The 19,487-nt window shown below is 66.5% G+C and carries 20 protein-coding genes and 1 tRNA gene; 6 read left to right on the top strand and 15 right to left on the bottom strand.

Features of this window, described 5'->3' with window-relative positions; translation table 11 throughout:
* Positions 1 to 110 precede the first annotated feature (110 nt).
* The gene (selD, locus tag KUV38_RS15420) at positions 111 to 2,264 is read right to left on the bottom strand and encodes a selenide, water dikinase SelD (RefSeq protein WP_222470893.1); all 2,154 of its coding nucleotides are present in this window, start codon (positions 2,262 to 2,264) and stop codon (positions 111 to 113) included.
* 195 nt (positions 2,265 to 2,459) lie between these two features.
* Between selD and KUV38_RS15415 the strand changes: the two genes are divergently transcribed.
* Positions 2,460 to 2,536: transfer RNA gene (locus KUV38_RS15415), tRNA-Met, on the top strand.
* Between the two features lie 122 nt (positions 2,537 to 2,658).
* Positions 2,659 to 3,360 carry a GntR family transcriptional regulator gene (locus tag KUV38_RS15410; protein ID WP_261385254.1) on the top strand — a complete coding sequence of 234 codons (702 nt, stop codon included), beginning with the start codon at positions 2,659 to 2,661 and terminating at the stop codon, positions 3,358 to 3,360.
* A 3-nt stretch (positions 3,361 to 3,363) separates the two neighbouring features.
* On the opposite strand, the gene KUV38_RS15405 is transcribed toward KUV38_RS15410, so the two are convergent.
* The 14 genes from KUV38_RS15405 to dctP (KUV38_RS15345) all read right to left on the bottom strand — a co-directional run bounded on the left by KUV38_RS15405 (position 3,364) and on the right by dctP (KUV38_RS15345) (position 15,895).
* Positions 3,364 to 3,819 (bottom strand): type II 3-dehydroquinate dehydratase, encoded by a 456-nt coding sequence (locus KUV38_RS15405; protein WP_222470892.1) that lies wholly within the window; start codon positions 3,817 to 3,819, stop codon positions 3,364 to 3,366.
* A gap of 14 nt (positions 3,820 to 3,833) precedes the next feature.
* Complete coding sequence (locus KUV38_RS15400; protein ID WP_222470891.1) at positions 3,834 to 5,129, bottom strand: TRAP transporter large permease; 1,296 nt, start codon at positions 5,127 to 5,129, stop codon at positions 3,834 to 3,836.
* The gene (locus KUV38_RS15395; RefSeq protein WP_222470890.1) at positions 5,126 to 5,635 is read right to left on the bottom strand and encodes a TRAP transporter small permease; all 510 of its coding nucleotides are present in this window, start codon (positions 5,633 to 5,635) and stop codon (positions 5,126 to 5,128) included. Before KUV38_RS15395 ends, KUV38_RS15400 begins: the two co-directional genes overlap by 4 nt.
* Positions 5,636 to 5,698: 63 nt before the next feature.
* Entirely contained in the window at positions 5,699 to 6,691 is a 993-nt protein-coding gene (dctP, locus tag KUV38_RS15390; RefSeq protein ID WP_222470889.1) for a TRAP transporter substrate-binding protein DctP, read from the bottom strand.
* Between the two features lie 319 nt (positions 6,692 to 7,010).
* Positions 7,011 to 8,063, bottom strand: a complete 1,053-nt coding sequence (locus KUV38_RS15385) for an ABC transporter ATP-binding protein (protein ID WP_222470888.1) — start codon at positions 8,061 to 8,063, stop codon at positions 7,011 to 7,013.
* Positions 8,060 to 8,815 carry a glycerophosphodiester phosphodiesterase family protein gene (locus tag KUV38_RS15380; protein ID WP_222470887.1) on the bottom strand — a complete coding sequence of 252 codons (756 nt, stop codon included), beginning with the start codon at positions 8,813 to 8,815 and terminating at the stop codon, positions 8,060 to 8,062. Before KUV38_RS15380 ends, KUV38_RS15385 begins: the two co-directional genes overlap by 4 nt.
* 5 nt (positions 8,816 to 8,820) lie before the next feature.
* Entirely contained in the window at positions 8,821 to 9,627 is an 807-nt protein-coding gene (locus KUV38_RS15375; RefSeq protein WP_222470886.1) for a carbohydrate ABC transporter permease, read from the bottom strand.
* On the bottom strand, positions 9,617 to 10,486 hold the full coding sequence (locus KUV38_RS15370) for a carbohydrate ABC transporter permease (RefSeq protein ID WP_222470885.1): 870 nt from the start codon (positions 10,484 to 10,486) through the stop codon (positions 9,617 to 9,619). Before KUV38_RS15370 ends, KUV38_RS15375 begins: the two co-directional genes overlap by 11 nt.
* 69 nt (positions 10,487 to 10,555) lie before the next feature.
* Complete coding sequence (locus tag KUV38_RS15365; protein ID WP_222470884.1) at positions 10,556 to 11,806, bottom strand: ABC transporter substrate-binding protein; 1,251 nt, start codon at positions 11,804 to 11,806, stop codon at positions 10,556 to 10,558.
* Positions 11,807 to 11,871: 65 nt separating this feature from the next.
* The gene (locus KUV38_RS15360; protein WP_222470883.1) at positions 11,872 to 12,750 is read right to left on the bottom strand and encodes a MurR/RpiR family transcriptional regulator; all 879 of its coding nucleotides are present in this window, start codon (positions 12,748 to 12,750) and stop codon (positions 11,872 to 11,874) included.
* 104 nt (positions 12,751 to 12,854) lie between these two features.
* Complete coding sequence (locus KUV38_RS20955) at positions 12,855 to 12,977, bottom strand: hypothetical protein (RefSeq protein WP_261385253.1); 123 nt, start codon at positions 12,975 to 12,977, stop codon at positions 12,855 to 12,857.
* A 12-nt stretch (positions 12,978 to 12,989) separates the two neighbouring features.
* A complete protein-coding gene (locus tag KUV38_RS15355; protein WP_222470882.1) occupies positions 12,990 to 14,297 on the bottom strand; it encodes a TRAP transporter large permease subunit in 1,308 nt (435 codons plus the stop codon).
* Positions 14,297 to 14,809, bottom strand: a complete 513-nt coding sequence (locus tag KUV38_RS15350) for a TRAP transporter small permease subunit (protein WP_222470881.1) — start codon at positions 14,807 to 14,809, stop codon at positions 14,297 to 14,299. Before KUV38_RS15350 ends, KUV38_RS15355 begins: the two co-directional genes overlap by 1 nt.
* A 66-nt stretch (positions 14,810 to 14,875) precedes the next feature.
* The gene (gene dctP, locus KUV38_RS15345; RefSeq protein ID WP_222470880.1) at positions 14,876 to 15,895 is read right to left on the bottom strand and encodes a TRAP transporter substrate-binding protein DctP; all 1,020 of its coding nucleotides are present in this window, start codon (positions 15,893 to 15,895) and stop codon (positions 14,876 to 14,878) included.
* A gap of 161 nt (positions 15,896 to 16,056) precedes the next feature.
* Between dctP (KUV38_RS15345) and KUV38_RS15340 the strand changes: the two genes are divergently transcribed.
* From KUV38_RS15340 to KUV38_RS15325, 4 genes are all read left to right on the top strand, one after another.
* Entirely contained in the window at positions 16,057 to 16,728 is a 672-nt protein-coding gene (locus KUV38_RS15340; protein WP_222470879.1) for a GntR family transcriptional regulator, read from the top strand.
* Positions 16,729 to 16,744: 16 nt separating this feature from the next.
* Positions 16,745 to 17,839 (top strand): isocitrate/isopropylmalate dehydrogenase family protein, encoded by a 1,095-nt coding sequence (locus KUV38_RS15335; protein ID WP_222470878.1) that lies wholly within the window; start codon positions 16,745 to 16,747, stop codon positions 17,837 to 17,839.
* A gap of 3 nt (positions 17,840 to 17,842) precedes the next feature.
* Positions 17,843 to 19,108, top strand: a complete 1,266-nt coding sequence (gene otnK / locus KUV38_RS15330; RefSeq protein WP_261385252.1) for a 3-oxo-tetronate kinase — start codon at positions 17,843 to 17,845, stop codon at positions 19,106 to 19,108.
* Positions 19,109 to 19,181: 73 nt separating this feature from the next.
* The gene (locus tag KUV38_RS15325) at positions 19,182 to 19,478 is read left to right on the top strand and encodes a putative quinol monooxygenase (RefSeq protein WP_222470877.1); all 297 of its coding nucleotides are present in this window, start codon (positions 19,182 to 19,184) and stop codon (positions 19,476 to 19,478) included.
* The last annotated feature ends 9 nt before the right edge of the window (positions 19,479 to 19,487 follow it).

Here is a 19,487-nt window from a genome sequence, read left to right as displayed (position 1 = left end):
AAGTGGGCGGGGAGGTGGTGCCGGTGTGCCTGATGGGTGCTGTTGGAGTGGGGGCGCTGCCCCCACACCCCCGGAGATATTTTGGCCAAGATGAAGGGCGGGGCGGGGCTTTACTGCACCGTCAGGAAGGGGTCACCCGCGGTGATCTGGCCGATGCGGGCGGCGGGGAAGCCCATGGCCTGAAGGTCTGTCAGGAGCCTGGCGGCGCGGCCGGGGGGGACGGCGGCGAGGAGGCCGCCGGCGGTTTGCGGATCGAACAGCAGGTCGGTCTCGGGCGGGGCGGGCGCGGGCAGGGCGATGCGGCTGGCGATGGCGGCGCGGTTCTCGGCCCAGAGGGTGGAGCGGATGCCCTTGGCGGCCAGTTCGGCGGCGCCGGGCAGGAGCGGCAGTGCGGCGAGCTTGAGCGTGGCGGCGACGTGGCTGGCCTCGCAGATGGCCATGAGGTGCCCGGCGAGGCCGAAGCCGGTGACATCGGTCATGGCGTGGGCAGTGGCGAGCAGGCGGGCGGGGCCGCCTTGGGGCCGGGCCATGGAGGCGAGGGCTCCGGCGACCCAGGTGGCCTCGGCCTGCCCGCGCATGTCGGCGGCGAGGATGGTGCCGGTGCCGATGGGCTTGGTGAGGATGAGCGCGTCGCCGACCTGTGCGTTTTCCAGCCCCACGGGGAAGGCGGTGCGAAGCCCGGTGACGGTGAAGCCGAGTTGCACCTCGGCGCCCATCGAGCTGTGCCCACCGACCAGCTCGGCGCCTTCATCGCGCAGGATGGCGCTGGCGGCGGAGAGCACCTCGCGCATGGAGCGGGCCTGCATTTCGGGCGCCATGCGGCGCAGGGTGACGGAGGCGAGCGCCGCCTGCGGCCGGGCGCCCATCGCCCAGATATCCCCCAGCGCGTGGACGGCGGCGATGCGGGACATCAGGGCGAGGTCTTCGGTGAAGCCGCGCAGGTGATCGGTGGTAATGACCTGCCAGTCGCCCTCCATCGCGAGGATGGCGGCATCGTCGCCGGGCAGGCTCATCAAGTCATCGCGCTCGGGGGTGGGCAGCTCGGCCAGTGCGGCCTTCAGCGCGGTGGGGGCGATCTTGGCGCCGCAGCCGGCGCAGAGCATGGGTTCGGCGGCCGGGTCTTCGGGGGCCATCGAGGGGTAGGCGGTGAACTTTGCCATGAAGGCGCGATCGATCCGGTCTTTCACGCGCCAGACCCAGGGGCCGGAGGCGGTGAGGCCGAGCTTTTCACCCAGCGCGGATTGGGAGCCGAGGGAGATGAGCTTTAGGTAGTCGCGCTGCGGGCGGAAGGGTTTGAGGGCGGCGCCGCCCTCGGTGGCGCGGCGGAAGTTCTCGGCCAGAACGGGCGCGGCGCGGACGGCATAGACGCCGGCCTTGGGGCGCGGGTCAGGCTCGAAATGGGCGCAGTCGCCGACGGCGAAGATCGCGGGATCGGTGGTGCTGCGCAGGCCGGGGCCGACACGGATGAAGCCGTTGTGCAGGTCGAGGCCTGTCTCGGTGAGCCAGTCGTGGGGCCGGGCGCCGCCCGCGCCGATGATGAAATCAGCGGGCAGGGTGCGGTCGTTTTCGAGGTGGACCGCCTCGGCGGTGACGTGGGTGACGCGGGCGTACTCGAGGCAGGGGATGCTTGCCTTGCGGAGGGTCTCGAAGAGCCGGGCGCGGGAGCCGCCGCCGAGGGCGGAGAGGGCGGTGCCGGCATCGACCAACGTGACGCTGGGGCTGTGGCCTGCGGCGCTGAGGCGGTGGTGGGCGGCCATGGCCAGCTCGACCCCGGCGACCCCGGCACCGATCACCACCACGCGGGCGCGGCCGGGGGCCTCCGCGAAGGCTTGCCAGCGGGCGGCGAAGGCATCGAGCGGCTTGGCGGGGCAGGCGTGCTCGGCGAAGCCGGGGATTTGCGGCATGTCGGAGGTGACGCCGATGTCGAGCGAGGCGATATCATAGCCGAGGCGGCGGGGGCCGGAGGCGGTTTGGACCAGCACCTCGCGCGCCGCGCGGTCGATTGCCGTGGCGTGGCCGTCGATCAGCCGGGCACCTGCAAAGCGGGCGAGGCGGTGAAGGTCGATCTGGAGCGCATCGAGCGGGTAGTGGCCAGCGATATGGCCGGGCAGCATGCCGGAGTAGGGCGCGGTGGTGCCGGGGTTCACCAGCGTCAGCCGGGCTTGCGGGATGGGCGCCATGCCGAGGCGGCGCAGCACCAGCGCATGAGCATGGCCGCCGCCGATGAGCAGGATGTCTTTTGTCAGGCTCGGGGTGGCGTGCACGCGGGCTCTCCGTTGGCTCTGTGCAGACGATAGCGGCCCGGCGGCGGGTGGCAAATGGCGATGGCGACAGGTTGCGCGATGGGCGGGCTGGCAATGGGGTGGCGCGGCGGCAATTGTTCACGATCCGGCATCAATCGGGGCCGCTTTTTCTCCTTGACGGCTCGTCCCCCGGCCACTACATCGGCCCTCGCTTTTGGCGGAGTAGCTCAGTTGGTTAGAGCAGCGGAATCATAATCCGCGTGTCGGGGGTTCAAGTCCCTCCTCCGCTACCAAGCATTTCCTGACAGTTCGTGACTTTTGCTCGGTACGGTGTGCGTCGTGCTGGCTACACTGCGCTCTCGCGTGTCCCGTCGCCGCTGGTCGGAGGGTCTTTGCTCTGCGCGGGAAGCCTCGTATGAGTATTGCCATGCAAGCACTGCGGTTCAGTCAGGATCATGTGGAGGGCGAGACGGTTGGCGATGGGGCCTACCGGCGGATCCGGGCTGACATTGTCTCAGGTAAGTTGCGCCCGCTGGAGCGGCTTAAGCTCGAGCAGTTGCGCGAGGCCTATTCGGTGTCTGTCACCACGCTGCGCGAGATCCTCACCCGCCTGGCCGCCGAGGACTTGGTGACCGCCGAGGGGCAGCGCGGGTTTCGGGTGGCGCCGGTGAGCCTTGCGGACCTCAAGGGGCTGGCTGAGTTGCGGACGCTGCTGGAGGTGCATGCGCTGCGGTTGTCGCTCGCCAATGGCGATCTGGACTGGCAAGGGCAGGTGGTGTCGGCGCATTACAAGCTGTCGGTGGTGGAGCAGGATCTGCTGAGCAATGACCTGCGCACCGTGGCACAATGGGTCGAGCATGACTGGGGCTTTCACCATGCCACCATTGCCGCCTGCGCGACCGAGCCGTTGATGCGGATGCACGCGGCCGTTTTCGACCGCTACATGCGCTACCACATGCTGGTGCTGGATTTTCGCGGCAAGCCCGCTGCCGACGATCACGAGCGGCTGCGGGACTTGGTGCTGGAGCGCAAGACGGAGGCCGCGGTGGACCTGTTGACCCGGCATATCGGGGCGGGACTGGAGCGGATGCTGCAGTCCGGCAAGATCCCCGAGTAGCAGTCAGGCGGCTTTTGCGAGGGCCAGTTCGGCGAGGCGGGTGATGGCGTGGCCATAGCCCGAAATGCCGAAACCCTCGATCTTGGCGCTTGCGGCCTTTGACACGTAGCTGAGATGGCGGAACTCGTCGCGGCGGAACAGCGGCGAGATATGCACTTCGATGATCGGGCCGTCGAAGATGAGCAGGCTGTCGAGGATGGCGATGGAGGTGGAGGTGAAGCCCGCGGGGTTGATCAGCAGGCCGGCGGCCTTGCCGCGCGCGTGCTTGATCCAGCCGATGATCTCGGCCTCGCTGTCGCTCTGGCGGAAGTCGATCTCGACGCCGGCTTCGGCGGCGCGGGCGCGGCAGAGGGCCTCCACGTCGGCGAGGGTTTCATGGCCGTAGATCTCGGGCTGGCGGGTGCCGAGCATGTCGAGGTTGGGGCCGTTGATGATGAGGATTGTGGGGCGCGCGGACATTTGGGTCTCCGGGGTTAGCCGCCGTAGCCGTAGAGCCGTGGGAGCCACAGCACCACGTCGGGGACGAAGGTGATGATTGCGAGGCCCGCCACCAGCACCGCGAGGAAGGGCAGCAGGTAGCGGATGGTCTGGCGGATCGGGGAGCGGGTGATCGAGGTGACGACGAAGAGCAGCAGTCCGTAGGGGGGCGTGGCGAGGCCGATCATGGTGTTGACCACCACGATCACCCCGAAATGCACCGGGTCCACCCCGAGCGCGACGGCGGTGGGCAGGAAGATCGGCACGATCACCAGCAGGATCGCGTTGGCCTCCAGCAGGCAGCCGAGGCCGAGCAGGATCACATTGACGGTGAGCAGAAAGCCCAGCCGCCCCAGATCGGTGCCGGCCAACGCGTCGCGCAGCACGTTGGGCACCTGCTCGACGGTGACGACGTAGTTGAAGGCCAGCGCGCCGGCGATCAGGAAGCCGACGCTGGCGGTGGACTTGGCGCTTTGGCGCACGGCGCGGTAGGCGGTGCGCAGGCTCACGGAGCGGTAGAAGAAGGTGGAGACGAGGAAGGCGTAGAGCGCAGCCAGTGCTGCGGCCTCGGTGGGGGTGGTCACCCCGCCGTAGATGCCCACCAGCAGGATCACCGGCATCAGCAGGGCGGGCACCGCCCGCAGGGTGATGCGGGGCAGCTCGCGTGCGGGCACCGGCTCGTCGACCGGGTAGTCATGGACCCGCGCCTGCCATGCATTCACCACCATCAGCAGCAGACCGAGGATGAGGCCGGGGACGACGCCACCGAGAAACAGGAAGCCGATGGAGGTATCGGAGACGAGGGCGAAGAGCACCATCGGGATCGAGGGCGGGATGATTGGGCCGATGATGGAGGAGGCGGCGGTGATGGCGCCTGCATAGGCGGGCGGATACTTCCCGTCCTTCGTCATCAGGTTGATGATGATACGGCCCATGCCCACGGCATCGGCGATGGCCGAGCCGGACATGCCGGAAAAGATCAGCGAGGCGGTGACGTTCACATGCCCCAGCCCGCCCCGGAACCGCCCCACCAGCGCGCGGCAGAAATCGAGCAGCCGGTCGGAGAGGGAGCCGACGTTCATCAGGTCGGCGGCGAAGATGAAGAGCGGGATCGCCAGCAGCACGTAGGAGCCGTAGAGGCCGTTCAGCATCTGCTCGAAGGCGATGGACATGTCCTGCCCGGCGAGCAGCAGGTAGACCACCGAAGAGGCCAGCATGGCGTGGCCGATGGGCAGGCCCAGCAGCGCGGTGACGACGATGCAGGTGACGGCGGCGCCGAACTCCCAGCTCATTGGCCCATGTCCACGCGGCTGACCTCGCGCGCGCCGCCGCGCAGGGCGTCGATGAGGATCAGAAGGTAACGCAGGATCGTGACCACCGAGAAGACCAGCGCGATGGAGTAGACCCAGTTGAACCGCAGGTCGAGGTAGCTGGTTTTCTGGATTTTCATGAAGGTGACGTAATCCCAGAGGGCGGGCAGGGAGACGGCATAGACCGCCACGAGAAAGATCGAGAACAGCGCGCGGAAGATCCGGCGGGTGCGGGCGGAGACGCTGACATATAGGATGTCGAAGCGGATCTCGTCTTCTTCGGAGACCGAGACGGATTGGCCCCAGAGCAGGATCCAGACCCAGGAGATGACGCAGACCTCCACGGTCCAGCCGACCGGGCTATCCATCACGTAGCGCATGAAGACCTGGAAGATGAAGCAGAGGAACATCGCCACCAGCAGCACGGCGGGCACCGCCTCGGCGGCGGCACGGGCGTGGGGGGCAAGGCGGGAGAGGGCAGGGGGCATATGCGGCAACTCGTTCGGCGGGCCGGAGTGGTCGGCCCGCCGGTGGTGCAGGGGGGGGCGGGTTTATTCGCCCAGAGCGTTGATCGCGTCGAGCATGCCTTCGGGCCAGCTCGCGGCGAACTCGGAAGCGAGATACTTGTCCCGCGCAAAGCTGCGGAAGGCGGCCCGGTCGGGCTCATAAACCTTCAGCCCTTCGCCCTTGAAGAACTCGACCAGCTCGGCCTCGCGCTCGAGGTGGCGCGCGGTGCTCTTGTCGATGGCAGTATCGACGGCGGCTTGAAGCGCGGCCTGCTGCTCGGGAGTCATGCCCTCCCAGACCTCGGTGCCGATGGCCAGCACATCGAAGCCGATGAGGTGGCTGGTCATGACGATCTGGCTCGTCACCTCGTAGAACTTCATGTTGTAGTCGTTGGGCAGGGGGTTGTCCTGACCGTCGATGGCGCCGGTTTGCAGTGCGGTATAGACCTCGGCATAGGCGAGCGGGGTCGGGTTGGCGCCGATGGCCTCGCCGAGAAACTGCCATGCATCGCCGCCGGGCATCCGGAGGGTCACGCCGCTCAGGTCTTCGGGGGTGTTCACCTCCATGTCGGGCTTCAGGTTGACCTGGCGGGTGCCGAAGTAGACCGGGGCGAGGATGTGGATGCCGATCTCGTCGGTCAGTGCGGTGAGCTGCGCGCCCACGTCGCTGGCGAAGGTGGCCTTCAGGTGGTCGGCGTCGTTGAACAGGTAGGCCGAGGTCACGATGGACCATTCGGGCACCTGCTCGGCGATGGTTTGCGGCGCGATCAGGCCCAACTCCAGGTTGCCGCGCTGGATCGAGGTCAGCTCGGAGCCTTGCTGCACCAGTGTGGCGCCGTTGAAGACCTGGAGATCGAACATGTCCGACACGGCGGCGGAGATCTCGGCGAAGGCCTCGGCGCGGATGTCGTTGTCGGAGACCACCGACGAAAGCCGGAGCACCGGCTTGTCTTGCGCGGCGGCGGGCAGCCCGAAGGTGAGCGAAGAGGTGGCGAAAAGCGCCGCGGCGAGGGCCGCGCGGCGGGTGATGGAATTCATGATGTCCTCCCTGACGTGGTGTCTTTTGTGACTGCCGCAAGATCGGCGCGGCTCGTTCATAGGTCAATATTAAAAATATCCTACGTTATTCAAAATGTGATACGTATAGGTTTGGCGGAAACGGTGGGTATTTGAATGCAATGAGGGCAGCGGCTGGCCGCTGCCCTAGCGTTTTCCATTGTGGAAAGGGGGGTATCGCAGCCTGCGTCGCCGACATGGGCGTCGAGGTCTAGCGACCGAGTTTGGGCGTTGGGGAGGTCGCGAGCCTGCCTCCCCCGCATGCGGGGTTGCTTGCGTGGCCGCTGGCCTGAGCGGGCGGTCAGACCAGCGCAGGCTCGGTGTTGCGGGCTTGAAAGGGGTTGTCCAGCCGGGTGCCGGTGGCGGTGTCGAAGGCATGGGCGCGAGTCAGATCGGGGCGCAGGGAGACTGTCTCTCCGACCCCGTCCAACCTGTGGCGCGGGGCGGTGATGACCAGCCGGCCGGCATCCGTTTCGCAATGCAGGATCAGGTCGGAGCCTGTCATCTCCGACAGCACCACCCGGCCCTGCAGGCCCTCGCCGGAGGGGGCAACCGAGATCGTGTCGGGCCGGAGGCCGAGGGTGATATCCTTGCCGCCAGCCCATCCCGGCATGTCGCGGGCGAGCACGAAGTTCATCGGGGGCTGGCCGAGGAAGCCGGCGACGAAGCGGTTGGCGGGGCGGTCGTAGATGGCGGCGGGCGTGTCGTACTGCTGCAGGTGGCCGTCCTTCATCACCGCGATCCGGTCGGCCATGGACAGCGCCTCGGTCTGGTCGTGGGTGACGTAGACGAGGGTGGCGCCGACCTTGCGGTGCAGCGCCTTGATCTCGGCGCGCATCTCGACGCGGAGGGCGTTGTCGAGGTTGGAGAGCGGCTCGTCCATCAGGAACACGCCGGCATCGCGGGCCATCGCCCGGCCCATTGCCACCCGCTGGCGCTGGCCGCCCGAGAGCGCGCCGGGCTTGCGGTCGAGGTAGGGATCGAGGTGCAGCATGCGGGCCACCTCCTCGGCGCGGGCGTGGCGCTCGGCGCGTTTGACGCCGCGCAGTTCCAGCCCGAAGGAGATGTTCTCGCGGACGGTCATATGCGGGTAGAGCGCGTAGTTCTGGAAGATCATAGCGATGTCGCGGTCGCGCGGGGCGACCTCGTTCACGCGACGGCCACCGATGGCGATTTCGCCCTCGGTGCAGGCCTCCAGCCCGGCGATCATGCGCAGCAGGGTGGACTTGCCGCAGCCGGAGGGGCCGACGATGACGACGAACTCGCCGGGCTGAATGGACATGCTGACGCCGTGCAGCACCTGCGGGCCATTTGAGTAACTCTTGCGAATGTCGGTGAGGGCGATGCCGGTCATGCCGCCTGCCCCTTGGTGAAGGCCGCGCGCCGCGCGATGGCGAGGCTGGGCCGGTCGGTGGTGAAGACCTTAACTCCCATTGCGAGAGCCTTGTCGATCTGGGCGGCGGAGTGGGCACCGAAACAGCCGAAGGCCAGCCCGGCCTCCTCTGCCGCCGCCTGCAAAGGGGCATCGGCGCAGTCGATGAGCACGGAGATTTCGGGGATGCCGTGGGCCAGCGCCATCTCGATCACCCCGGCGTCGCCCAGTTGGCGCAGCACCGGCGGGCTGACGAGCCAGAGGCGCGGGCGGGTGGTGAGGCGGGCCAGCTCGTCTTGCGTGGCGATGAGGAAGGAGGAGAAGGTGGTGCGCTCCAGCATACCCTCGGCCTCCAGCACCTCGAGCGCGCCGGGGATGAAACCGGGGTAGGGGCGGCCCTCGGCGTTTGGCTTGAACTCGCAGCGAAAATCCACCGTGCTCTCCCGGTAGATCGCGCAAAGCTCGGCGAGGGTCAGCGGATGGCCGCCTGCGCCATAGTCGATTACCGCGCGGCGGACCGTAGCCGCGGGCAGATCGGTGATCGCGCCCTGCGTATCGGTCGTGCGGTCCAGCGTGGCGTCATGGTGAACGATGATCGCGCCGTCGGCCGTTGGGTGCAGGTCGAACTCGACCTCCTCCAGAGGCAGCCGGGCGGTGGCGGCAAAGCCCTGTGGCGTGCTGTCGCCGAATTCGAGGGTTCCGCCGCGGTGGGAGGCAATGCGTGTCATGGTCATGTCCGTCATTTCACGGCACCCATGGTGATGCCGCGCACGAGGTGCCGCTCCACCGCAAGAAAGCCGATTAGGATTGGAAGGATGGTGATGGTGGAGGCTGCCATGACGAGGGGCCAGTTGATGACATCCTCGCCCGGGTTCTCGCGGTAGAGCTTGGCCAGCCCAATTTGCAGCGTGTAGAGGTCGCTGTCGCTGATCGCCACCAGAGGCCAGATGTAGTTGTTCCACTCGGTGATGAAGATGTAGAGGCCCATCGACAGGATCGCGGGCCGGGCCAGCGGCACGATCACGCGCCAGAGGACCTGAAGCGGGCGCGCGCCATCCATGTAGGCCGCCTCGTCCAGCGCGCGGGGGATGCCGCGGATGTACTGCCGCAAGAAGAAGGCGGCGAAGCCGTTGGAGATGGCGGGCAGGATCAGGCCGGCATAGCTGTCGAGCAGGCCGACCTTGGCGAGCGTCAGGTAGTTGGGGATCAGCGTGATGTGGCTGGGGATCATCAGCGTGGCCACCACGGCGGCAAAGAGAAAGTCGCCGCCAGGAAAGGTGAAGCGGGCGAAGGCGAAGGCGGCCATGACCGCCAGCGCCAGCCCGCCGAGCGTGACCACGCCGGAAACCAGCAGGGAGTTCAGCAGGTAGCGCAGAAAGTCGAACTCCCCGAAGGCGGCGCGATAGTTGTCGAGCGTCAGGACCGGGGTGCCGGCGTAGTAGCTGTCGACCGTGAGGAACGACATCCAGATGGTGTAGAGAACCGGCGACAGGAAGATCAGCCCGGCGGCGAGTGCCGCGAGGGACCAGAGGGCTTCAGGCTTCATAGTGCACCTTCCGGCCCAGCACACGGGCCTTGAACACGGCGAGCGCGATCAGCAGGACAAAGAGCAGCACCGCGATGGCCGAGCCTTGCCCGATGTCGAAGAGGGTGAAGCCGATGCGGTAGAGCAGGTTGACCACCATGTCTGTCGCCCCCGCCGGGCCGCCGCGGGTCATGACATCGACCACGGTGAAGACCTGAAAGGCCTCGATGACGGAGATCACCAGCAGGAAGTAGGTGGTGGGCATGACCAGCGGCACGGTCACGCGCCGGAACACGTGAAATCGTTTGCCGCCGTCCACATCGGCAGCGTCGTAGAGATCGGGCGAGATGGCCTGAAGCCCGGCGATGTAGATGACGATATCGTAGCCGAGCTGCTTCCATGTGTTCACGAGGATGATGACCCAGAGCGCCAGTTGCGGGTCTTGCAGCCAGTAGACCTTGGGCAGGCCGAACCAGGCGAGGGCGGCATTGATCACGCCGTAGTCGGTGGCGAAGAGCCATGAGAACACCACCGCGATGGCGACGGTGGAGGTAACGGAGGGTAGGAAGAGCGCGCCGCGCAGCAGACGCTGGGGGAGTGCCTCGCGCACCAGATAGCTGGCGATGGCGATGGCGAGCACGAGCCGCAGGGGCACCGAGATCAGCGCGAAGATCGCCGTGACCTTCACCGAGTTCCAGAATTCGCTGGAGGAGAGCACGAGCCGGTAATTCTCTGTGCCGACCCAAGGCTTGGCGTCGGTCAGAAAGTCCCATTCACGGAACGAGAGGTTCGCGCTGGTGAGGATCGGGATGTAGGTGAACACCGCGATGAAGGCGAGCAGCGGCGCGATCAGCAGATAGGGGGTGAGGCGGGAGGTCATGGCGCTTGCCTTGTGGAAGTAGATGCCGGGCCACGGAGCGGGCCCGGCATCGGGGTTGAGCGCGGCGGCTCAGTTGGTGCGGGCTTCTTCGGCGCGGGTCTGGGTGGCGAAGTCGGTGAGCGTTTCGGTCACGTCACGCTGGCCGAGGGCCATGGCCTGCCACTTGTCGTATTCGCTTGCGCGCATCCAGGTCACGACCGGGGGGCGCGGGCGGCCACGGGCCACGGAGAGCTGCTCGATGGCGACCGAGATGCCCGGCTCGCCTTCCAGCGCCTCAGCGGCCACCGGCTGGTCCTTGGTGTTCTTGTTGATCGGCATGTAGCCGGTGCCGGCGAACCACTTGGCGTTGGACTCGGCGCCTGCGGCGAAGCTGATGAACTTGTAGGCGGCGTCCTTCACCTCCTGCTCGGAGGTCGAGAGGATGCCGATGCCGGCCCCGCCGATGGGCGCGGCGCAGGCCTTGTTGCAGGGCATGGGCAGCACCAGCAGGTCATCGCCCAGCGCGGTCTTGGAGCGGCGGTAGTTGCCGGTCGAGTTCATCATCATGCCGACCTTGCCGGCCAGAAAGGCGTCCCGCCCGTTGTTCTCCTTGGTGACACCATCGACCGAGGCGACGCCGTGCTCGTGCACCAGAGAGGCCATCCATTGGTAGGCCTCGACGGTGTTAGGCGCGTCGATCAGGATTTCACCGGAGACGCTGTCGATCAGGTCGCTGTCATTGGCCATGATCAGGCCCCAGCGGGCAAACTGGCCGGGCGCGGCGATGCCGGAGATGCCAGTGTCGCCCAGCTCGGCCTGCACGGTTTGCGCGGCGGCGAGGATCTCGTCGAAGGTGGTCAGCGGCGGGATCTCTTCCATGCCGGCATCGGCGAAGATATTGGTGTTCACGTAGAGCACCGGGGTGGAGGAGTTGAAGGGCACGATGAAGTTTTTGCCCTGATAGACGCCGACCTCGCGGGCGAAATCGAAGAGCTCGTCCTTCAGCGGGTCGGCCTCGAGATAGGCGGTGAGGTCGGTCAGCACGCCGCGGTCGGCGAAGAGGCCATAGCGGGTGACTTCCATGATCACCGCATCGGGAGCGCGGCGCGCGGGGATCGCGGCCTGCAGCTTGGTGACGATGTCGTTGTAGTTGCCGATGTGCTGGGCGTCGATGTCGATGCCGGGGTTGGCGGCCTCGAACTCGGCCACGATGCCATCGAGCACCTCGCCGCTGTCACCGGAGAAGCTGTGCCAGAATTCCACCGTGGTTTCGGCGGAGGCTGCGGAGGCCGCGAGCGCCAGAAGGCTGGTCGCTGCGGCGATCTTGAGAGTATCGTACATGGGGTCTTCCTCGTGTTCAGGGTTGGGTCGTGAGTTGGCGTTTCTTGTTGTTGTGGCGGGGGCGCCTACTGCCACTCGGGCGGCAGGGTGGCGCGGAACTTGCGGTAATCTTCCAGCGCGGCGAGGGAGCGGCCCTCGTCGATCCCGGCTAGATCGAGGATGACGGCGTTGGCTACGGCCATCGGCACGGTGAGGGACTGGGTCTCCCCGGCCCGACCGCGCGAGACGCGGATGAGGTGATCGGGGGCGGGGCGCAGGGGCAGGCTGTTCTGGTCGGTCAGGGCCAGAATGGTGGCGCCGCGCGCGCGGGCCACTTCGCAGAGCGAGAGCACGGTGCTGTGCGGTGCGCGGAAGGAGAAGAGCCAGACCACATCGCCCGGTGCCAGCCCGCGCAGCGCCATCGCCATGCCGCCGCGCTCGCCATCGAGGTCGCAGGCGTCATAGCCGGAGCGGCGCAGGCGCAGGGCGGTGAGCTTGGAGAGGCTGGCGGCGTGGCCCTGCCCGAAGAGGCAGATGCGCCGGGCCGCGCCGAGGTGGGCGGAGAAACTGCGGATGTCACTGTCGGCCACCGAGGTGCGCAGGCCCTCGAGCGCGGCGATCTCGCCGTCGATGACCGAGGAGAGCAGGCCGCCCTCTTCGGCGCGCACCAGCCGCGCGGCCATGCGGGCGGAGGCGGTGCCAAAGTCGCGCCCGCCCTCGGTGAGGTTGGTGCGCAGGAAGGCGCGAAAGGCGGGATAGCCCTCGAACCCAAGGCGCTGGGCGAGGCGCACGGCGGCGGCGGGGTTCACGCCCGCGCGATCGGAGAGTTCCTTGCCGTTCTCCAGCGCGGCGCGCATCGGGTCCTGAAGCAGGACTTCCAACAGGCGGCTGTCGGTCGCGGTCAGCCGGGTGGCATTGCGGGACAGCAGCGCATCGAGGGAGGAGGGGTGGCTTGCATCGTTCATGCAGCCGGAATTGCGGGTGCAATGTAAATTGCAGCTATCGGTCCGTTGACTGTTTTGTGACAAGCGGCGCCACGTGAGGGGCGCCGCGGGACCGGGCCTTGGCCTTAGATCGCCCCGCGCGCGAAGGCGATCAGCGCCCAGACCAGCAGGACGACGCCGATGGCCCCGACGATCTCGGGCCACCAGCCAAACTCGTAAGCCTCGTGGTCTTCGTCATTGGTATCCATGATGGCTCCTTTCTACAGGCCCGGCAGCCAGAGCGCGATTTGCGGGAAGGCCATGACAAGGGCGAGGCCGATGATCTGGAGGCCGATGAAGGGCAGGACGGCGAGGAAGATCTCCTGCAGGGTCACGTCCTTCGGGGCCACGCTCTTGAGGTAGAAGCAGGCCGGCCCGAAGGGGGGCGAGAGCATGTAGATCTGGATGTTCATGGCGAAGAGGATACCAAACCAGACCGGGTCATACCCTAGTTGCACCACCACGGGCGCGAAGACCGGCACGGTGATGAAGACGATGGCGATCCACTCGAGGAAGGTGCCGAGAAAGAAGATGATCAGCATCATCACGATGATGACCATGATCGGGGCCATATCGAGCCCGGTGAGGATTCCGCTGAGGAAGCGGGTGCCGCCCATCAGGTTGTAGATGCCCACGAGGCTCACAGCCCCGATGATCAGCCAGAGGATCGAGCCGGTGGTGAGCGTGGTGGCCCAGAGCGCCTCGCGCACGCCCTTGGTGGTCAGTTCGCGCCGGGCCGCGGCCACGATGAGCGAGCCGACCGCACCGATGGCGGCGGATTCGGTGACGGTGGCGATGCCGCCGTAGATCGAGCCGAGCACTCCGAAGATAAGCAGGAATGGGAGGATCAGCCCTTTGAGGTAGGAGATCCGCTCGAGGAAGGGCAGCTGCGCCTCGGGCGCGTCATAGGCGGGGCCGACGGCGGGGTTCATCTTTACGCGGAACAGCACGTAGGCGATGTAGAGCGAGGCCAGCAGCACGCCGGGGCCGACGCCTGCAGTGAAGAGGTCGCGCACCGAGACGCCCGCTTCGGCGCCGTAGACGATGAGCACAACGCTGGGCGGGATGAGCGTGGCCAGCGAGCCGGAGGCGCAGAGCACGCCAATGGAGAGCTTGCGGTCATACCCGAGGCGGAACATCTGCGGCAGGGCGATGAGGCCGAGCAGCACGATCTCGCCGCCGACGATGCCGGACATGGCGGCCAGCACCACGGCCACGAGGCAGGTTTGCACCGCGACGCCGCCGCGCATCCGCCCGCCAAGCACGGCCATCGAGTTGAACAGCTCCTTCGCCACCCCTGATCGCTCCATTATGTTCGCCATAAAGACGAAGAAGGGCACGGCCACGAGGGTCTGCTTGTCCATCACCTTGGTGACGGCGGAGGTGACGAGGATGAAGCCGTTGCTGCCGTAGGCGAGGTAGGCGGTGGCGACGGAGATCAGCAGGGTCGAGGCACCCAGCGGCACGCCGATGGCCATCAGGATGAAGAGCGCCGCGACGATGTAGAGCGTGATGAGTTCGATGCCCATTATTCCACTCCCATTCCGGCGGGGGCGGGCCGCTTGGCGGCGGGCGTGAGGAGGTTGGCGAGCAACTGGAGGAAGTAGAGCACCACCGAGGCGACGAGCATGGTCTTCACGTAGGTGGGAGCATAGGGATCAAAGGCGCTGCCGGTTGTCTGCGGTGCTTTCAGCACCTTCACCATCGGCCCCCAGAGCATGATCAGCAGCCCGGCCACGCCGATCATCGACAGGACGATGGCGACCCTTTTCATGCGGTTCCAGAGCTTCTCGCCGACGAGAATTTCCATGGTGGTGACGGTGATGTGGCGGCGTTGCTGGGTGACGGCGCCGACGCAGAGCATCCAGGCGGTGGCCACCAGAACCATGATCGTTTCGGAGGTCCATGAGGTGGGCGCGCCGAGCACGTAGCGCATGAAGACCTCGTAGAGCGAGAGGCCCACTGCCGCGAGGTAGAACACCCCGCAGACCTTGCCGAGGAAGACAGAGATCTTCCCCATGATCGTTACATATGCCTGCATCTGCCCCTCCCCGTGTGACGGGAGGGGCCAGCACCACGGCAAGCCCCTCCCTCTCGTCTTGTTGTGTTACTTCAGCAGGCCGATCTGCTTCATGAAGGCGTAGTGGGCGTCGAGCGCCTTGCGTGCCTCGGGCGACTTCTCGGCGGTCTCTTCCCAGGCCTCGGCGGCCAGCACGCGGAACTTGTCGCGCTCCTCTTGGCTCCAGTCGACCACGGTGATGTCACCGGCGGCCTCATCGGCCTGCACCTGCTGCTTGTCTTGCAGGTCGAGCTGGCGGCGCAGGTCGTCATAGGCGGCGTAGAACCATGTTTCCACGGCAAGCTGCTGATCCTCGGTCATGCCGTCCCAGACGCCCTGGTTGATGACGAACTGGCGCATCGCCATCGAGTGGATGCCCGGATAGAGCGGGAACTTGGCAACCTGATGGAAGCCGCTGGTCGAGTTGTTGATGTAGGCCGAGGCATCGGCGGCATCGATGACGCCCTTCTCCAGCGAGGTGAAGACATCGCTGATCGACATCGAGACCGGCGCGGCGCCTGCCTTCTGGAAGACCGTGGCGGCGAGCCCGGAGGGCGAGCGGATCTTGACGCCTTCGAGATCGGCCACGCCGCGGATTTCGACCTTGGAGACCAGCGCTTCCTTGGAGACTGCACCGCAGCCGACGACGTGCATCGCGCCGGGCAGCACCGACTCCCACAACTCCTGAAGCGCATCGCGCCCGCCACCGTGGCGGCAGAAGGTTTGCACCTGCTCCGGCGAATCGTAGCCGGCGATCAGGTCGCCCATGATGGCGAAGGCCGGATTGCGGCCGGTGAAGTAGGCCACCGAGTTCAGGTCGCCGCTGAGCACCCCGGCCATCACGGCCTCGGGGGTTTCGTTGCGGTCGACGATTGCGTTGATCGGGAAGAACTCGACGGTCACTTCACCGCCTGTCATGGCGGCCAGGCGCTTGCCCCATTCATCCTCGAGATAGCTGTATTCATAGGCACCGCTTTGCGCCGACGACTGGATCTTGAGAACCGTTTCCGAACTGGCCACCGTGGCAGCGAGCGACAGGGCCGCCGCCGTCAGAATCATCCGTTTCATCTTTCCTCCTCACGCCCACGGGTGGGCAATATCTGGGCCGGAGCACCGGCAAGTCCGCACACTAAGGCATTTTGCATCGCATTCGTCAATGTATGCATTAATTTATTTGACGACCTCCCCCTGAGGTGCAATTGTTGCCGAAACGAGAGGGAACGGACCGGATGGCAGAGGCTGTCAAATCATCGCGCGTCGAGGCTGCCTATGAGCGGCTGAAGGACGAGATCCGGGCCAACCGGATGCCGCCCGGCTTTCAGGCGCCCGAGCCGGAAATCGCGATCAGGCTCGGCATGAGTCGGACCCCGGTGCGCGAGGCGCTGATCCGGCTGGAGGCGGAGGGGCTGGTCGAGCTGATCCCGCGCCGGGGCGTGCGGGTTTTGCCGATCCGGGCCGAGGATATGCGCGAGATCTACCAGATCCTGACCTCGCTGGAGCCCGATGCCGCCGCCCGCTACGCCGAAACGAACCCTAGCGAGGCGGAGCTTGCCCCGCTGGAGCAGGCCACCGCCGAGATGGAGGCCGCACTGGAGAGCGAAGACCTCGATACTTGGGCCGAGGCCGATGACCGGTTTCACCAGATTTTGCTCGATCTTCAGGGTAACCGCCGCCTGAAGGACTTCGTCCGCGCCCTTTACGATCAGGCGCACCGGGCGCGCGTGGTGACGATGCGGATGCGCGGGCCACCCCATCGCTCCACGCAGGAGCATCGCGAAATTCTCAATTACCTGCGGGCAGGCGACGGCGATTCCGTGCGGCGCCTGTTCAAACAGCACCGCACGAGGTCCGCCGAAGAACTGCTGGCCATTCTGGAAAAATACAAGCTGGGCCAGCTTTAGCCCGGAAGGAAACATCATGTCAGACAAGCTGAGCATCGCCCTTATCCGGGGCGACGGGATAGGTGTGGACGTAGCAAACGCGGCGGTCGAGGTTGTGGATGCCGCCGTGGCCAAGGCCGGGCTGCCCGCGCTGCGCTACGAGGAGATCACCGCCGGGGCTGGCTACTTCAAGGAAACCGGGCGCGATATCGAGCCCGGCGGCGAGGCCCGTGCGGGCGAGCTTGATGCGATCTTCCTTGGCGCCATCGGCCTCCCCTCGGTGCGGCATGAGGACGGCACCGAGATTGCCCCGCACCTGCGCTTGCGGGACCGATATGGCCTCTATGCCGGCGTGCGCCCGGTGAAGGCCTACCCGAATGCCCCGCAGCGGCTGGCAGACCCGCGCGCCGCCGGGATCGACATGGTGATTTTGCGCGAATCCACCGAAGGGCTGTTTTTCTCGGCTGCCACTCACGGGCGCCCCAACTTTGCCAGTGATGACGAGGTGCGCGATACGCTCCGCATCACCCGCCCTACCACGGAGAAGCTGTTTCACTTCGGGTTCCGGTTGGCCGAGAAGCGCAAGGCGCGTGGCCGTCCCGGCAAACTGACCTGCGTCGACAAGGCCAATGTGTTCAACTCAATGGCCTTCTTCCGGAAGATCTTCGACGAGGTGTCGCCGCAGTATCCGGAGGTGGAAGCCACGCACAATTACGTCGACGCGCAGGCGCTGGACCTGATCCGCAAGCCCTGGGAGTTCGACGTGATGGTGATGGAAAACATGTTCGGCGATATCCTCTCCGACCTTGGCGGCGGGTTGGTTGGCGGCATGGGCATGGCCGCCTGCGCGGAGATCGGCGACGAGGTGGGCCTGTTCCAGCCCGCGCATGGCTCGGCACCGGACATTATGGGGCAGGACAAGGCCAACCCGCTGGCCGCCGTTCTCTCGGGCGCGCTGATGCTCGACTACCTGGCTGAGCGCAGCGGCAACGAGGCCTGGGCAGAGGCGGCGGAACTGGTCGAGACAGCGGTGCAGGACGGGTTCGAGGCGAACCGCCTGCGGCCGATGGAGTTTGGCGGCGACATGGGCACCGTTGCGGTGACAAAAGAGCTGCTGGACCTGCTGGGCTGACCTATGGGGATCACGATTGGCGCCATTGCCGATGACTTCACCGGCGCGACTGACCTTGCAAGCACCCTTGCGCGCGAGGGCATGTCGGTTGTGCAGGTGATCGGCGTGCCGGACGCGGCGACCGAGACCCATGGAGCCGAGGCGGTGGTGGTGGCGCTGAAGTCGCGCACCGCGCCGAAAGCGGAGGCTGTGGGGGAGGCCATTGCTGCGACCGATTGGCTCTTGCCCCAAGGTGCCGGGCAGATCCTGTTCAAGTATTGCTCCACTTTCGACTCGACCGATGAGGGCAATATCGGCCCGGTGGCGGACGCGTTGCTGGAGCACTTGGGCGAGGGCTTTGCCGTGATTTGCCCGGCCTTTCCGGACAATGGGCGCACCGTATCGAACGGCGAGCTCTTCGTGGGCGATGTGCCTTTGGCGGAAAGCTCGATGAAGGACCATCCGCTGACGCCGATGCGGGACTCGAACCTGATCCGCTTGATGGAGCGGCAGAGCAGGCATCGGGCGGGGCTGATCTCTCTCGATGATGTGCGGTCGGGGCTTGAGACGATCGGGGCGCGAGTGGAGGCTCTCCGCGCGGAGGGGCGGCGTTATGGCGTGGTGGATGCGGTGACGAATGCGGATCTGCGGGCTATTGGCGCGGCCAACGGAAGCCATCGGTTCATCACCGGCGGGTCCGGTATTTCCCTTGGCCTGCCGGCTTATCACCGCGCGACCGGCGCGCTGGGTGAGGCGGTGCCGCTGGAAATGCCCAGCGTGACCGGCCGCGCCTTGGTGCTTTCGGGCAGCTGCTCGGAAGCGACCCGTGCGCAGGTTGCGCGTGCCTGCTCAGTTTGGCCAAGCCGCAAGGTTGATATCTCCCACGCCGCAGAGGGCGACGGCGAGGCGGAGGCGTTGGTGGCCTGGGCGTTGGGTCAGCCAGCCAATGCGCCAGTGCTGATTTACGGCTCATCGGACCCTGCCGAAGTGGCCCGCACGCAGGCGGCGCTTGGCAGGGTGCGGGCCGGAGAGGTCATGGAGCGCACGCTTGCCACGGTCGCCCGCGCGCTGCTGGCTGAAGGGTTCACCCGGATTGTCGTGGCGGGCGGAGAAACATCTGGCGCAGTGGTGACGGCGCTTGGCGTCAAGGCGCTGAGGATCGGCCCGCAGATTGCCCCGGGCGTGCCTTGGACAGAGACGCTCGGTACGGCCCCGGCGGCGCTTGCGCTCAAGTCTGGCAACTTCGGCGGAGAGACGTTTTTCGAGGATGCGCTGGGGATGCTGCCATGATGCAGGCCCGCCGCAGCCGGAGGGCGTGCCGCCTCAATCAATGCGCTCGGGGCGCAGCCTGAAAGGAAAGCCCATGTATGTCGTCACCGTAGTTTTTGAGCCTCACGCGGGCCAGATGGACGCATTTCTGCCGTTGATGCAGGAGAACGCCCGCCGGTCGTTGGAGGATGAGCCGGGGTGCCATCGGTTCGATGTTTGCCTGACGGAGGATCGCAGCCGGGTGTTTCTTTACGAGATTTATTCGGATGAAGCGGCGTTCGTGGTGCATGTTGAGACGGCGCACTTCAAGTCGTTCGATGCTGCCGTCGCCGACATGGTGCGGGAGAAGACGGTGAACATTTACAGGTTGGCCCAGCCGCGGGAGGGATGACCCGCCGAT

It is taken from the genome of Vannielia litorea (assembly GCF_019801175.1).
GTDB classification, from domain to species: Bacteria; Pseudomonadota; Alphaproteobacteria; order Rhodobacterales; family Rhodobacteraceae; genus Vannielia; species Vannielia litorea_B.
This window is presented reverse-complemented; position numbering and strand designations above follow the sequence as displayed.